This is a genomic window from uncultured Gimesia sp. (assembly GCF_963972345.1).
In the GTDB taxonomy this organism is placed as follows: Bacteria; Planctomycetota; Planctomycetia; order Planctomycetales; family Planctomycetaceae; genus Gimesia.
On sequence record NZ_CAXAVM010000168.1, the window covers coordinates 1 to 15,392 of the forward strand.

The 15,392-nt window shown below is 52.3% G+C and carries 13 protein-coding genes; 6 read left to right on the forward strand and 7 right to left on the reverse strand.

Annotation, left to right across the window (positions count from 1 at the left end):
• Window positions 1-29: 29 nt before the first annotated feature.
• The gene (locus AACZ40_RS22035) at window positions 30-1,166 is read right to left on the reverse strand and encodes a glycosyltransferase (RefSeq protein ID WP_291172449.1); all 1,137 of its coding nucleotides are present in this window, start codon (window positions 1,164-1,166) and stop codon (window positions 30-32) included.
• A gap of 117 nt (window positions 1,167-1,283) precedes the next feature.
• Here AACZ40_RS22035 and AACZ40_RS22040 point away from each other — a divergent pair, with 117 nt between their 5' ends.
• The 3 genes from AACZ40_RS22040 to AACZ40_RS22050 all read left to right on the forward strand — a co-directional run bounded on the left by AACZ40_RS22040 (window position 1,284) and on the right by AACZ40_RS22050 (window position 3,752).
• Entirely contained in the window at window positions 1,284-1,823 is a 540-nt protein-coding gene (locus tag AACZ40_RS22040; RefSeq protein WP_291172446.1) for an O-acetyl-ADP-ribose deacetylase, read from the forward strand.
• 4 nt (window positions 1,824-1,827) lie between these two features.
• Window positions 1,828-2,703, forward strand: coding sequence for an alpha/beta fold hydrolase (locus AACZ40_RS22045; protein WP_291172444.1), 876 nt, complete (start codon window positions 1,828-1,830; stop codon window positions 2,701-2,703).
• A gap of 98 nt (window positions 2,704-2,801) precedes the next feature.
• Window positions 2,802-3,752: a YdjY domain-containing protein gene (locus AACZ40_RS22050; RefSeq protein WP_291172441.1), complete on the forward strand. Its 951-nt coding sequence runs from the start codon at window positions 2,802-2,804 to the stop codon at window positions 3,750-3,752.
• Between the two features lie 4 nt (window positions 3,753-3,756).
• On the opposite strand, the gene AACZ40_RS22055 is transcribed toward AACZ40_RS22050, so the two are convergent.
• Window positions 3,757-4,605 (reverse strand): sugar phosphate isomerase/epimerase family protein, encoded by an 849-nt coding sequence (locus AACZ40_RS22055; protein ID WP_291172438.1) that lies wholly within the window; start codon window positions 4,603-4,605, stop codon window positions 3,757-3,759.
• A 754-nt stretch (window positions 4,606-5,359) separates the two neighbouring features.
• Between AACZ40_RS22055 and AACZ40_RS22060 the strand changes: the two genes are divergently transcribed.
• The gene (locus AACZ40_RS22060) at window positions 5,360-6,352 is read left to right on the forward strand and encodes a DUF1571 domain-containing protein (protein WP_291172436.1); all 993 of its coding nucleotides are present in this window, start codon (window positions 5,360-5,362) and stop codon (window positions 6,350-6,352) included.
• Between the two features lie 50 nt (window positions 6,353-6,402).
• Here AACZ40_RS22060 and hemQ read toward each other — a convergent pair whose 3' ends face one another.
• The 3 genes from hemQ to galE all read right to left on the reverse strand — a co-directional run bounded on the left by hemQ (window position 6,403) and on the right by galE (window position 11,368).
• On the reverse strand, window positions 6,403-7,245 hold the full coding sequence (gene hemQ / locus AACZ40_RS22065) for a hydrogen peroxide-dependent heme synthase (protein WP_291172433.1): 843 nt from the start codon (window positions 7,243-7,245) through the stop codon (window positions 6,403-6,405).
• Window positions 7,246-7,415: 170 nt separating this feature from the next.
• Window positions 7,416-9,518: an acetylxylan esterase gene (locus AACZ40_RS22070; protein WP_291172430.1), complete on the reverse strand. Its 2,103-nt coding sequence runs from the start codon at window positions 9,516-9,518 to the stop codon at window positions 7,416-7,418.
• Between the two features lie 818 nt (window positions 9,519-10,336).
• The gene (galE, locus tag AACZ40_RS22075; RefSeq protein WP_291172428.1) at window positions 10,337-11,368 is read right to left on the reverse strand and encodes a UDP-glucose 4-epimerase GalE; all 1,032 of its coding nucleotides are present in this window, start codon (window positions 11,366-11,368) and stop codon (window positions 10,337-10,339) included.
• Window positions 11,369-11,526: 158 nt separating this feature from the next.
• Between galE and AACZ40_RS22080 the strand changes: the two genes are divergently transcribed.
• A complete protein-coding gene (locus AACZ40_RS22080; protein ID WP_291172425.1) occupies window positions 11,527-12,999 on the forward strand; it encodes a DUF5009 domain-containing protein in 1,473 nt (490 codons plus the stop codon).
• A gap of 107 nt (window positions 13,000-13,106) precedes the next feature.
• Window positions 13,107-13,481, forward strand: a complete 375-nt coding sequence (gene queF / locus AACZ40_RS22085) for a preQ(1) synthase (protein WP_291172422.1) — start codon at window positions 13,107-13,109, stop codon at window positions 13,479-13,481.
• 1 nt (window position 13,482) lies between these two features.
• Here queF and AACZ40_RS22090 read toward each other — a convergent pair whose 3' ends face one another.
• Together AACZ40_RS22090 and AACZ40_RS22095 are read right to left on the reverse strand one after the other, a co-directional pair.
• Complete coding sequence (locus tag AACZ40_RS22090) at window positions 13,483-14,349, reverse strand: GntR family transcriptional regulator (RefSeq protein WP_291172419.1); 867 nt, start codon at window positions 14,347-14,349, stop codon at window positions 13,483-13,485.
• Window positions 14,350-14,670: 321 nt separating this feature from the next.
• Entirely contained in the window at window positions 14,671-15,351 is a 681-nt protein-coding gene (locus AACZ40_RS22095) for a pentapeptide repeat-containing protein (RefSeq protein WP_291172416.1), read from the reverse strand.
• Between the last annotated feature and the right edge of the window lie 41 nt (window positions 15,352-15,392).

Below are 15,392 nucleotides of genomic sequence, written 5' to 3' on the forward strand. Positions count from 1 at the left end.
GAAAGGTCGGATTGTGTGATGCGAGTTCTTTAAGCGAGCACTTCGCGGTAGAGGGCAGCGTAGCCTGCTGTCATTTTAGCAACACTGAAGTCCTGCTGCATCTTTTTTTGGGCGGTTGTGCCGAGATTGGAAGCGAGTTGAGGGTCTGCGAGGATGCGTTCAGCATATTGTGCATATCCGGTGCAGTCTCCCACCGACGTTAAAAACCCGTTTTCTCCATGGCTGATCAGTTCACGATTGGGGGGAATATCACTGGCGATGACCGGAATTCCATACGACATGGCTTCCATCACGCTGTTGGACTGCCCTTCGAAATCACTGGCCAGCAGGAACAGGTCGAACAGGGGAAACAGCTGTTTGACATCCGGGCGATGTCCCAGAAACCGCACATTCGGCGTGACCGTGTATTTATGGGCCAGCTGCTCCAGCCTGGCTCGTTCGGGACCCTCGCCGATGAGAAGCAGGATGATTTTTTCGTTCATCTGTCGGAGCAGCTGCAGTGTCCAGAGCAGGTCTTCAATTCGCTTCTGCCGCGCGAGTCGCCCGACGAAGGCCATCAGGCGTGCATCAGCGGGGATATGATGTTGCTGAAAGAGTTCTTTGCGGGTGGTTTCGGTGTCGCCAGTTTCGGGGATGGGAATTCCGTTGCGGACCACACGCAGCATCGATGCGGGAACGCCCTGCTCCTGATAAAAGTCGACGACACTTTGTGAATTGCCCACCAGCAGTGATGTTTGTGGCAGCAGTCTGCGGTCCACGTTGTGCTGCCATTTGCTCTTCCAGGTGTCAACACACCGCTCGGAGACAATGACTTTGGGGGCTTTCTGAGTTTTAGAGAGTCGTTTGACGGCCATTCTGCCATAGGAGTTGGCAGCGAATAACCAGGTATGCAGGATATCGGGCTGCTGCTGTTGAATCGTTTTTTTCAGCGCGTGGTACGCGAGGGGATCAAACTTGAAGCGTTTTTTTAAGATCGTGACCGGGATATTGTGATCGCGGAGCAATGTTTCATAAGGACCGCCGCGGGTGAGTGCGATGACCTGGACTTCGAATTCTTCCCTGGGCAGAGACGTGGCGAGCAGAGACAACTGTTTTTCTGCGCCGGACTGATCCAGGGTCGGAATGAGGAGGCTGACTTTTATCACGGTGGACTGATTCGCAATCATTGCTGGAATTGTTGATGAGTTCACTCTTTGATCGGAACGTATCGTATTTTATACTGTCTGTCTGGATCAATGTCTGATCTTAGCGATTTATTATTTCTAATCATAGATTGAGAGCCCATGATCGTACAGTTTGGATCTGCCCTGATTGAGCTGGTTCGGGGGGATATTACCACCCAGGAGGTGGATGCGATTGTGAATGCTGCCAATTCCGTCCTGGCAGGCGGAGGGGGCGTGGACGGTGCGATTCACGATGCCGCGGGACCTGAAATCATGGAAGAACTGGAACGACGCTACCCGGACGGCTGTCCCACCGGGAGCGCAGTCGCGACGTCAGCCGGTCGACTGTCGGCCCGGTATATCTTTCATGCGGTAGGCCCAGTCTGGCAGGGAGGCGGAAAAAAAGAGAAACAACTGCTGCAGTCCGCCTACGAGAGCTGTCTGGATCTGGCGGAGCAAAATGACTGCCAGTCACTGGCTTTCCCGTCGATCAGCACTGGCATTTATCGCTACCCGGTTGACCTGGCCGGCGAAATCGCGTTGCGAACGGTGGCAACCAGGCTGGAGGCGACAAAGCAGATCAGACTGGCCCGGTTCGTATTATTTGACCAGGGGACGTTCGGCTGTTATTCACGTATTCTGGAAACCATGCTGGTATGAATACATGACGGCACCTGACTGTGAAGAATTCATCGTCTCGGATGGCTATCGTCTGCGGGGACGCGTCTGGCATCCGGAAGATCAGCGAGCCCGGGTGACGCTGGTGATCCTGCATGGGATTCAGAGTCATTCCGGCTGGTACGAAGCCTCGTGCCGACAACTTTGTGAGCAAGGGGCGCGGATCTACTTTTTTGATCGCAGAGGCTCGGGGCTCAATGCGCAGCAGCGGGGTCACGCAGCACACTGGCGGCGGCTGGTTCAGGATGTCGTGCAGTTGTTGTCACAGATTCGGTTTCGCCAGAAACAGCAGAAACAGACAGCACCCGTGGTTCTGCAGGGGATGAGCTGGGGAGCAAAACTGGCGGCTGTTGTGGCTGCAGAGCGACCTGAATTGATCGATGGACTGGCGTTGCTTTATCCAGGGATCAAAGCAAAAGTGAAAGCGACTGCCGTGCAGCAGATGCAGCTGTCACTGGCAGAGCGACTGGGAATCAGGGACAAACGGGTGCCGATTCCCCTGAGTGATCCGGCTCTGTTTACCGCTGATCCGCACTGGCAGAAGTGGATCCAGGAAGATCCGCTGGCGCTGCATGAGGTGAGCGTGGCATTTCTGCTGGCCAACCGGGAACTGGATCGCCGGGTGGATGGAGCAGCGACGCGCATCGAATGTCCGGTGTTCTGTCAGCTGGCGGAACAGGATCAGATTATCGATAATCTGGCGACAGAAGCTTACTTTTCACGCATCCGGTCGGATCAGAAAACGTTGATTACTTATCCTGAGGCGCGGCATACGCTGGAATTTGAGCCGAATCGCGAACAGCTGACAGCCGATTACATCAACTGGCTGAACGATTTTGTTTCTTCTGCAAAGATCTGCTAAATCCCCCGGAATCAGGGCAGACTTTTGGACTCAAGTACTTAGAATAACAGTATGTCACCGACGGGCATGCTCCGCCTTTTAACCTGATGGATGGATTTATGAAACGACAGACAGCAATCGCGTCAACAATATTCGCATTCGTACTGCTTTGCAGCCAGGCATTCACCGCCGCCGATCCGGCAAAGGAAAAAGCGGAAGGGTCTGCGGACGCGAAATCAAAAGCTGCGAAAGGACCGGTGGCGCTGAATAAAGAGAATACGGTCCTGCTGGATCTGGCTCAGAAAAAACTGTTATTGAAAACGCATGTCTGCCTGCAGGAAGGCGTGCTGGAAATGCTGCTGTGTAAAAAACAGACCAAAGAGCATGAATCGATCCTGTCGATTGAATCACCGGCAACTGCCATTCATGCCGGCCTGCTGGCGATTGGTGCCAAAGTGGGGACCCCTGTCAAATTCACCCCGAAGTTTCAACCTCCCCAGGGACAGAAACTGGATATCGTCCTGGTGTGGAAAGACAAGGCAGGAAAAGAACAGCGCGAAGTGGCTCAGAACTGGGTCCGGACGGCGACCAGTCGCTATTTCACCGCGAAGCTGGAGCAGTTACCTGAAGGTGTTACCATCGATAAAAAAAGCGAACTGCGGTTCGATGAGAAATACAAGGAATTGATCTGGTTCGGCCAGATGTCGAAAGAGACCCGGGATGCGTTTCTGGCAAAGAGTAAGGACAAGGCATTTCAGGAAGCGATCAAAAAGTTCTACGATGAAAGTCAGCCCCGGTTGATGAAAGCCGACTGGATCTTTGCCGGCAGTGGTTTCGCCATTGATGAAATGACGGGTGAAAAATACTACTATGCAGAAAGTGGTGATCTGATCTGCGTCGCGAATTTTCCGACGGCGATCATCGATGTGAATATCGCCAGTTCGGCGTCGGGTGAAGGAAACCTGCTGTTCGAAGCCAACAAGGACAAAATTCCCCCGCGCGGTACGCCGGTGACGATTGAAATCACACTGGCCATAGATAAATCCGAAGATAAAGAGAAAGCAGAGTAGCCCGTTACTGAATCAGCGCGAACGCTTTCTTCATGGCGGTTGCGGTTGCGGCGACTGCCTGATCGGCGGGCATTTTTCTTAACGCGGCATTGAATGGTTCGGCGCGAACCGGACCGTCGTATTGGAGTTCATTCAGCGTATTCAAAAACGTTGCCAGGTCAATCACGCCGGTCGCCATGGGGAGTTCCCGTTGCTGATCGATCTGTTGATCGATTTCCAGACCGGCGGGGGCATCATTCAAATCGACGGCGACAATGTCGGCGTTGGTTAATGTCAGCAGGTCGTCCCTGGTTTCGTGTGCGGTGTACCAGTGCCAGCTGTCCAGAATCAGGCCGACTCCCTGGACATCGATGGCTGCGATCAGTTCCCGCGCTTCCGGCAGAGAATGAATAAATGGATACATTTTGCTGGACCAGAGTGTTTTCGGTCCGACGTATTCCAGCCCGAACCGCAGACCGTGATCCGCCAGGATCCGGGAGATTTCTTTGAGGCGGCGGGTGTGCTGCTTGAAGTTGGCGTTATAGGTCAGCTCAGCGTGTGTGGGCATCAGCCAGGTGCCTGTGCGGGTCACCCCTGCCCTTTGTAATGCTGCTGTATTCTGGGGGAGTGTGGCCAATCCCTGTTTGAAGATGTCATCTGTCTTGCGAAAATCGACGGGCATGCCGGCAGCGCTGAAGACCAGGTTTTTGTCCTGCATTTCGGCCTTGAGTTCCGTCAGCTGGCTGTCGGAAAGTTTGCCTAGATACCCGGCATCGGGCACGACGGCCTCGAATCCGTATTGATGTGCATAGTCGATCGCCTGTCGCTGATCTGCCTCCACGCCGATCCGACCACAGGACAGATCCAGTTTCATTGATCTCTTCCCGGTTGATTTTGAGGAAAAAGCGGGAAGCGAACTGATCAGGGGGCCTGTGAACAGAGTAGCAGTCGCTGATTGAAGAAAGGAGCGCCGATTCAATTTCATAGGTTTAGACCTTTTCGCAAAGGAGAGAAGATATCGAAATCAGGTTATATATCTGGTTTCCGCTAAATCATTGTAAATGAATGCCTTAGAAAAATAAAACCTGGTCTGAAAAAAACGGGACGCTTTGCGCTGTGCCATTTGAAGTTCCTGGAAAACAGCCCTGTGTGAAACCGGGTAGTATGCGGCAAGTGTATGGGTTTTATCCTATCTGAACCCCACTTGTCCTGAGTGTGCGCTGATTAAAAATCGGGCATCAGTTTTACTAATACTCATCTGGTAAAAATGTCGAATTTTTAGGCATAGCCACCCCGAAATAACAAAAAAGACGATTTGACAGTGAGGTTGAATCGGAACCTGGAGATGCACGAATCGGGAAATACGCGTAAAGCGTATTGTTCTCCGTTTTTGAAAACAGAGCCGCCCACGGGTCAGGAGAGTTCTGTTTTCAGAGTGATGAGAGCACGACTTTTATGAAAACAGACATCTGTCAGACGCACTCAGGGATTGTCGTGTGCTGGCCACATCATATCACGACGGGCAAGCCCGGTTTACGTCTTTTCACGGATGAGTGGATTTCGTTTTGCGATTTCAATTCAGACAAGACGGTGCCTTGCATTTTCATACCGAAAAGGAATGGTACCGCATGATGCGCATGCTAAGAATCAGATCAGAACATCATTTTTCAAACGTGATGGCGTCGGCCATCATTTCTGCTGCGATTGGAATTTTATATTTCAGTTTTGACCCCGCTCCCGCTGATGCTGATCCGAATGATATGGCGCTGGTTGCTTCCAAGCCGGTCCCCATTCCGGTCATCGCTTATAAGCCCACCAATTCGTCAGACCCGAACCAGATTGAAAAGCCAGGCGAGGATAAAAAGCAGCAGTCTCAACAGAGTAATGGCATGCTCACGGGGCGGATGGCGATTCTGATGAATCAGCTGCTGCTGGAAAAAGGCTGCCGCTACCTGGATACGATTCCCGATTACACGGCGACCTTCTCCAAACAGGAATTCGTCGGTGGTGAACTGTCTGACAACCAGGTCATCAGCCTGAAATGCCGTCACAAACCATTCAGTGTTTATATGAAGTGGGTCGTCGGCGATAAAGGGCAGGAACTGCTCTACGTTGATGGACAGAACGAAGAAAAAATGCTGGTCAAAATGGGCGGCTTAAAGGGCCGACTGGTTCCCACGCTCAAACTGGATCCTTACGGTTCACTGGCGATGCAGGAATCCCGCTATCCCATTACCAAAGCCGGTATCAAGGCTTTGGCGGAAACGATTATCGAATTCCGCAAGAAGGATCTGGATGAGAACCTGAATACGGAATGTGTCATGATTCCCAATCAGAAATATGACGGCAAAGACTGTTACTGCTTCATCGCTCATTTCGCGAATGCCAAAGAATCGGAAACTTATCGTAAATCGGTAATCTACATCGATCAGAAAACCTGCCTGCCGATTTTCGTGCGAGGATTTGGCTGGCCCAGCAAAGATCTGGCAAGTGCCTCTGCTGAGGAACTGGATGAAAAGACCCTGATCGAATCGTATTCATTTACCGATATCAATCTGAAATCGGAACTGGCGACCACGGAATTCGATCACACCAACAGCAACTACCGCTTCCGCCGCTAAGAGCTGACATTGAAATTGATGGAAGGCCTGCATCGCCTGTCTGAAGCTCATCAGAGTTTCAGATGGGCGATTGCTTCTTCCGGGGGCACAATATAGCTCAGGTAGAATGGTCCGAACTCTGCATACTTGGCGGAAGCTTTATCGAACCGCATCGTATACACGATTTCTTTGATGGGCTCCGGAGCGCGACCCCAGAGCGTTACGCCCCACTCCCAGTCATCAAAGCCGGTCGAAGCCGTAATGACCTGCACCACGCGACCGGCGAACTTCATTCCGCTCATCCCATGTTCGGCCATCATGGCGTAGCGATTGCTGAACTGTTCCATGTACCAGTTGGCGCCGGGAACCCGTGACTTATTCATCGGGTAAAAAGTGCAGACCGGAAAATCAGGGAACTCGGGATAGATCCGCTGCTGGTTCATCGCAGGCAGGCGGCCTTCATAGGCTTTGATTTTTGCCTGGAACGCCGGGCTTTCCGGGTCTGTGCCTTCCTGCTTGAGTTTCGCGGCAAATTGATCAAGCGTAGGGACATACTCGGAAACTTCGGTAATGGACACGAATGAATTTGTGGGAACCAGCGCGGGGCCCAGTCCACAACTGCGAATGGCCTGTTTGATACTGTCGATTTTGATCGGGTCCGGGTCCATGACCAGCACCTGCAGATCGGCTTTGTGGCCGGAGACGATTGAGGTCTGCATGCGGATCGGGGCGTCTTCCGCCTCAGCATCCAGAATGGCTGCCAGCTGTCTGCGTCCCTCGGCCCGGGTGGACTGGTCAATCTGGTTCAAAGCTGCCTGGTCAACACGATAATACAAATGCAGGCAATGCCAGCCTTCCGTCATATTAGTAGTCGGATCGGGAAGCGCTGTGGCAGTATGGGGAGGACGGTTCACGTCAAAGTACCTTGTCTATGAGAAAAAGAGCGTCTAAGCGATAATCAGGCAGAAACATCAGCAGTTCATGATCTGTGCCGCCGATGTCTCTTTACCGATTATAACGCCATAGAGGAAATGAGCAAACAGAGCGAAGTCACTCGTTTGAAACTCGTTCCGATTTCTCGACTTCATTTCTTAATCTGCAGCCGACTTTGATCCCAGTCCAGCTTGTTGCTGACCTCAGCAGGATATTTCCAGTCCTCTGGTTTGACTTTGGATACGATAACAGGACTGCGGGTGGCCGCCATGGCGAGCGTCTGAGGCAGATCCAGGTAACGCAGCACATTCAGGAGGGCCGGCCCACTCTGATGGGAGGCGGGCATTCCTTCCAGTTCGAGAGCCGCAATTCCGGTCTCGAACAGGGAAGCATACAGGCACAACACGGCTGCATCACCGCTGGCATTCAATGTCAGTTGCGCGTCAGAAAAATCGGACTGTGATTTCAATGCCTGTATTGCGCGGCGGATATCCCAGACCTGCATGCCTTCCAGCGACTGTCCCAGCAGATAGAAACGGCGGCGGATCTGAACCTGTTTCCGCTCATTCTGATTCCATTCGCTCAAACCAATACCCCGAGGTGCAAAGTAGGCGATGGGTACTCCGCTTTCCAGAATCTGTTTGCGAAATTCCTGGAACCGTTTTTTACTTTCAGCGGACGCCCCATTCCCGGCCTGCATTCCCGGGAAAAAGGAAACAATGTGTTTGAAGTCCCCTTCCCAGTCCGACTGGTTCAGGATAACCAGGTTGATTTTTTCGATTTTCGTGGCATCGCTGTCTGCAGGCAAGACGACGAACAGGTCGAGTGGCACATGTTTCTGACTGTCAAAGGAGATCGTCTGCAGAACCAGGCCGTCTTTCGTGATTGTTTTCACTTCAGGTTTGATGGCGTTCACTTTTTCAGGCCAGGCGCGGAAGCTTTTCTGCAGCAACTGCTGTTTCCAGCGTTCGGTCTGCTGTTCCCACTCCTGTGTATCGGCGGGGATCGGCGCGGAGTCGGCCAGCTTGACGAAGGATTCCTGGATCTTCGCATTCTTTTGATCTTCCGGCAGCGTTTGAAAGACCTTCAGCTCTTCGGGGGTATGAAATGGTTTTGCCGCCATTTCGATCAGGCTGTCATCCCCTTTAAGGAAATGATTGAACCAGCGGAATGCGTGAACCCGCAGTTCCTGGGTATCTTTATGCGGACCCTCCGTAATCTGCAGACCCAGGTTTTGAGGCACGCCATACAGTTCATAAATCTGCATGGTATCACGATAGACGTCGACGACGCCGTCGAGCGGGAAAATTCCGTCTTTATCGGTATTCGAAATCAATAACGGTCGCGGTGCGACGAGCGCAGCAACCTGGGCATAGTCCCATTGATAGGTGTTAACCATAAACATGCAGTCGCAGTGCCCTTCAATCACGCCGTCGATCACATGATTTTTCATGCTTGTAATCCCGGCGACCGGGACGGCGGCTTTGATGCGTTCATCCAGCGCCGCGATCCACCAGCTGTAGGCGCCTCCGCCGGAACGACCGGTGACACCCAGCTTGTCTCCATCCACTTCGGGACGAGACTGCAGATAATCGAGCGCACGAATGCAGTTCCAGGCTTCAACGCCGGCAGGGGTGTAACCGCGCGAAAGCCATTCCCACATCCCTTCCCGGTGAGTGCCGTGATGCAGGCCCGCGATTTCGCCCAGCTGCAGCGTATCGATTGTCAGGCAGACGTAACCATTGCGGGCAAACCATTCGCCATGATGCTGGTAATGCACCTTGTTACCATAAATGATGCCATTCTTTTTGACACCGCCGTGACCGCAGACATACAGGATAGCCGGTACTTTTCCTTCCTGTTTCAGGGGACGATACAGGTTTCCGGTGACATACAGACCGGGACGGGATTGAAAGGTGATCTTTTCGACGATGAAGCCTTCACTCTCGATCGTACCTGTGATTTCCGGTTTCAGGTCGGTTCTGGCGGGCAATGGCGAGAGACCGAGCATTTCAAACAGCTGTTTGCGGTAAGTGACACGCTTCTTCTTCCACGTCTCGAGGTCCTTGATCTTTTTGAGGCTGCTGTCTGCCACCTGCATTGTCTGATGGTAGAAATAATCGCTCAGGTTCTGGTCGGCTTCGCTGGGGCCAATGACTTTACGGGGATCGGCTGCCTGAGAGGCAGTGGTCGCGAGCAGCAGTGTGAATACGGTCAGCCAGAGAAACGGGCGGAGGTGTGATTTCAGAGCCATGATCTATCCTGTTGTCAGCAGAGGCGGGAAACGGGCGAGTACGCAATTGGTTAACAAGAGTTATTATTGTATCAATCCCCGTGCAGCCTGTCAGCAGAGTGGCGAAAAAACGAAGGCAAGGCAGCAGGAATTCAGACCAGAAGCCGGTGAGTGCCGTAGAGTGATTTAGAGAAAGATTTCCTTCTCATGAATGCAACTGTCAGTGCAGGCATTCAATCAAAAACAACACATCCAACCCTATAGAAGTAGGGTGCGGACCCATGTGTCCGCCCGCCTTGCGAATCTCGAGTCAGTCTCACACTGCTACGGAATCAGTTAACGCATTCATGCATGATATTTCTTCCACAAAAAACACGAAACCACATCACATACAGAAAAGGGTAGCCCCGAATGTAATTCGGTGTTGTCGCAGACAACGGGAAACTGACAGAGTACACGTTCGAATTAAGAGAATCATATCGAGCCCCGTTGCTACTTTCAGATGCATCGGGAGTATTTCTCTGGTATAGTGCCAGCACCGTCGGACAAGCCGAGCGGTGGCACACGGACGTCTGATCCGGTGGGGTAGATTGCAATCTCAGTAGGGTTCCCGTGTGCCACGGTCCGGCTTGTCCGGCCGTGCAAAACAATTCACGGTCACCAAGTCGGCAGTCTTCATTGAAAACTGCGCTTGATTCTTAAGGCGTTCGCTATGTGGATGTATCCCCGGTGCTGAGTTGATTGCTAGAGCTGACAGGGAAAACGTTCAAAATAAGAGAATCATATCGAGCCCCGTTGCTACTTGCGGATGCATCGGGAGTATTCGCAAGTACCATCGCTCACGCCTGCTTCCCCGAATCGCTGGGAGAGGCGGTCGGACCTTTGCCCTGGTAACCATCGGGATGTTTCTGAAACCAGTTCCACGCCGATTCAATAATGTCAGTCAGCGAAGTATGGCGGGGTGTCCAGCCCAACTCACGGCTGATTTTTTCATGCGAGGCGGTCAGAACCGGGGGATCGCCGGGACGTCGGGCCTGGTAGTCGACGGGAATTTTGCAACCGGTCACCTGCTCTGCCGTCTTCACGACGTCGAGTACGGAAAACCCGCTGCCGAGACCGACGTTGTAGAACCGGTTCGCCTGGGGCGTGAGCGCGTTCAACGCCAGCAGATGCGCCCGGCAGATGTCTTCCACGTGAATATAGTCGCGGATGCAGGTCCCGTCTGCGGTGGGATAGTCATTGCCCAGGATGGTCACCTGCGACTGTTTGCCGAGAACCGTTTTCAGGCAGTTGGGAATCAGGTGGGTTTCGGGAGTGTGGTCTTCGCCCAGTGATCCGTTCATGGCACAACCGGCAACGTTGAAGTACCGCAGCCCGATAAACCCGAAGTTGGGATAACTGCGAGCACAGTCGGTCAGGATCTGCTCGATAAAGAGTTTGGACCAGCCATAAGGATTGATCGGTTTTTGTGCGCTCTCCTCCGTGACTGGCAGAGTATCTGGAATCCCATACGTGGCGCAGGTGGAACTGAACACAATCTGGCTGACGCGCGACTGACGCATCGCCTGCAGCAGTGAAAGTGTGCCCGCCGTGTTATTCGCATAGTAAGGCAGCGGGTTTTCGACCGATTCGCCGATGTAGGCGAGCGCCGCGAAGTGGATCACTTTTTCGATTCTTTGCGATTTCATGACGTCGATCAACTCATCCGTCTCGCCCAGATCAAGCTGAAAAAACGAAGCCTGGGAAGGAACCGCCGCACGGTGGCCGCGGGACAGGTTGTCGATGACACATACTTTCTGCCCGGCGGCAAGCAGTTGCTGAACACAATGTGAGCCGATATAGCCCGCTCCGCCGGTTACAAGGATCGTCATGAGGTCTTCTTAAAGTGAAAGTGTGTCGAGGGTGAATGAATGATGATTTACGTTGAAATCCAAAAACGCTACGATATCAGTAGCCATCGGTCTCCGAATCGATCATGCTGAGTGATTCCTGCCATACATTAGCTGTTTTTCAGTCATCGGTAAATCAGATGTCGCAAAATAATCCCCATTCCGACTCGCAAAACTCCGAAACCATTCCGCTGCAGAAAACGCCGGGCGTCGAAGTCTCTCCCGAGGTCGAGCCGGCCAGAGCGGTGACGGAGAAGGATCTGAGTGTCAAAGCAAAGAAAAAACCCGCAGCGAACCAGCGGCTGGTTTCCGTGGACGCTTATCGCGGCTTTGTGATGCTGGCGATGGCCTCGGGCGGGCTGGCGATTGCCAGTGTGGTGCAGAATTCCCCCGAAGTACTTGACCAGTACAACGGCACACAGTGGGAAAGCTCGTGGAAAACGCTCTGGCAGACACTCTCGTATCAGTTAAGTCATGTGGAATGGACGGGGGCCGGCTTCTGGGACCTGATTCAACCTTCGTTCATGTTCCTGGTCGGCGTGTCGATGCCCTTCTCCGTTCGCAAACGCAGGCAAAAGGGGGATTCCACGTTCCGGATCTGGATGCACGCGATTTTTCGAGCCGTGCTGCTGGTGGCGCTGGGGGTCTTTCTCTCGTCACAATCAGGCCCGCAGACGAATTTCACGTTTGCGAATGTCTTATGTCAGATCGGCCTGGGTTACCTGGTGGTCTTCTTTTATGTGAACCGCTCGTTTGTGACGCAGATGATTGGCGTGGTGACGATTCTGGGAGGCTACTGGTTCTTTTTCTATCAGTATATGCCCCCCGAGGACGAACTGGCGGCCGTCAAAACGTATCTCAAGGAAGTGCAGCATAAAGATGAAGCGGAATGGTCGCAGTTTTCCGGGATCGGCAGTGCCTGGAACAAGCATACCAACGCAGCGGCTGCCGTTGATCGCCAGCTGCTGAACAGGTTTCCGCGGTATGATAACCCGAAAGACGACCCCGACCTGGGAGACACGTTCTGGGTGAATAACGGCGGCTACCAGACATTGAATTTCATCCCGTCGATTGCCACCATGCTGTTCGGCCTGATGGCGGGGCAACTGCTGATTTCGAATCGACTGGAGAAAATGAAGATCCAATGGCTGCTGAAGGCGGGGCTGATCTGCTTTGTTGTCTCGATGCTGCTGGATACGTCGATCTGGCCGGTGAATATCAATAACTGGGAATGGCACCTGGTGCCGATCGTGAAACGCATCTGGTCTCCCGGCTGGGCCATCTTCAGTGCGGCCTGGGCCTTCTGGTTCCTGGCGGTTTTCTACTGGATCATCGACGTCAAAGGTTACAAAAAATGGGCTTTCCCGTTTGTGGTGGTGGGCATGAACTCGATTGCCATGTACTGTATGGCCCAGCTGCTGCGACCTTGGATCACAAAGTCGCTCAAGATTCATCTGACCACACTGGACCAGGCGACCGGCTGGTCGGTGGGCGGTTCCCTGTTCAGCGCCGACTGTCCGTATGCTCCCATCGCGGTTTCGGCGACCGTGCTGTTCGTATTGTGGCTGATCTGTCTCTGGATGTATCTGCAGCGGATCTTTATCAAGATTTGAACGGTTTTGCCTGAAAACAGGCTGGCTTTGCTTGCACGGGCTGCGGAATGCCTATAGAACTCGTTGATCTTTAATACAGATTCATTTTACGACAGAAACAGACGATCATGAGCGATAACGAAGCCTCCCGCGAACTGCTGGAAACATTTGAAAACCCCCACCCCAACCGCGATTACGTGATGGAAACCGTGTGCCCCGAATTTACCTCGGTCTGCCCCAAAACCGGCCAGCCCGATTTCGGAACGCTGATCATCACCTACATTCCGGACAAGGTCTGCTTCGAACTCAAGTCGTTGAAAATGTATCTGCAGAGCTACCGCAACGTCGGCGCGTTTTATGAAGATGTGACCAATCGCATTCTGGATGACCTGGTCGCCGCGACCGATCCCCGCTGGATGGAACTGCGGGCCGAGTTCACACCCCGCGGCGGCATCAGCAGCACGGTCACCGTTTCGCATCACAAAGAACCGTCGGACGACTGATTCAGCGTTTCAGTTGTGACAACACGGGATGATTGCTGCGCAGATGGAACTCCAGTTCCTTGCGGGCGGTCGTCCAGTCTTCCTCGAGTAACGCGGCGAGTATCCGCTGATGCTGCTGTATTTCCTGTATCGCGGCGGCACGATCGTTCGATTCCCAGAGGAACAGCAGATCGAAGTAGCGGCCGTGCCGATCGAAGAAGCTGATGATGTAATAGTTGTCCGACTGTTTGATCAGATATTCGTGCAGACTGTTATCGATCTGCAGCGGCTCGTCATCTGTAGCGGGCACCTGGTTGCCGGCGAGGATTTTCTGCAGGACCTGCCTGTCGAGTCTGCCGCTCGCCAGTTCGAGGGCCTTGAGTTCCAGCACCACGCGGACATCGATAAACGCGTCGAGATCGTGCTGATTGAAGGACCGCAGTTTCCAGCCGCGGCGGGGCACATGTTCGAGCATGCCGTCGCCTGCCAGGCGATTGAAAATATTCCGCAGGCTGGTGCGGCTGATGCCATACTTTTTCGCAGACGCCATCTCCCGCAGAAACAGCGATTCCCCTTTGAGGCTCATCGTGAGCAGGTCGTCGGTGATCCGCTTGAAATGGTCTTCCGGAGGCGCCGGCTGGGGTGACTTCGCCGCAGTGCGGGCATCACCGATCCGATCCCTGTTGACGCAGAGCCGCCGGTTCTTTTCGCGATAGAGGTAGCCTTCTTCGATCAGCTCATTGATGGCATGATAAATGGGAGTGACGCTCACCTTGTAATGATCGGAGAGCGCAGCGAGCGTCAGCGAATCAGACGGCAACTCATCCCGCGACAGCCGCGCAATCAGATCGGCTTTGATATAACTGGTGAGTGTCAAAATCTGCATCATCGCCCCTCGGTCGAATTACTATCGAGGGCGATTATATGTGATATTGGTGACAATGTAAATGGTGGCGTGGTGGATTCAGCGGCAATGCTTTAGGAAAGCATAGGCAACCGCATTACGAATGGAGCAAGACGCATCAACTGAAAACAAACCAGGCACCAAGCTCTAATAATATAGCCGCTTGGTGTTTTTTCTTTTTGCCTGAGTGGTTGTTAATGAGTGTTTGATTGGCGTTTGTATGCGGGCGCTGGTGACGTTTTCGGTGATAGTGAAATGGGTGTCTCTGGCGACAAAAACATGAACTCGCTTATTGTCTATAGTGAATTATCTCATCAGTTTTTTTTGATTGATCATTGTCAGGTTATGTTCCTTGGAGTCTTTAGGAGCTGTAATCAAGAAAACTGAGTTACCGTCGTTAAATTTAACTTCAGTAATCGACCACAAGCTAAAGTCGAAACCTTTAACTGGAGGCTGAATTTTATGTAGCCTCTCGATCCAATCTGGTGAATCAACAATAGCCATGTCGAAATGAGTTCCGGTTAAATCTGCACCACTAAAATCGACATCTCCTAAGAAAGCTCCACGAAAGTGAGCACCTTCTAAATGCGCATTACGAAACCACCCCCCTTTCAAATTTGTTTCTAAGAACAAAGCTTCTTCTAGGTGTGCATCAAAAAACTTCGCATTCTCCAAATCTGCCCGTAAAAAACTTGCGCTTTTAAGAATGCCTTCTATGCCTTTATCTTGTAATCTTGATCTGCTCATATCAAGGTTTCTTAAAAAACTATGTGCCATATTTATTCCATACGTGTCCCTCCTTTCGTCATGTTCTAATTTGATGAAATCTAGAAGAGCGTTCTGCCTGGAACGTAAGTTTGTTTTTGTTACACCGCCTGCATGATCATATAGAATTTCTTCCAATCTAATTCGTTCTTCTTTTCTATTCTTTTCTTCAAACTGATCAATTTGAGCTTGGATCTTTGTGTTCTGTATGCGATAGCCCAAGACTGGCGGACTCCTGAAGAATACTTCAGAATCTTCTTAGG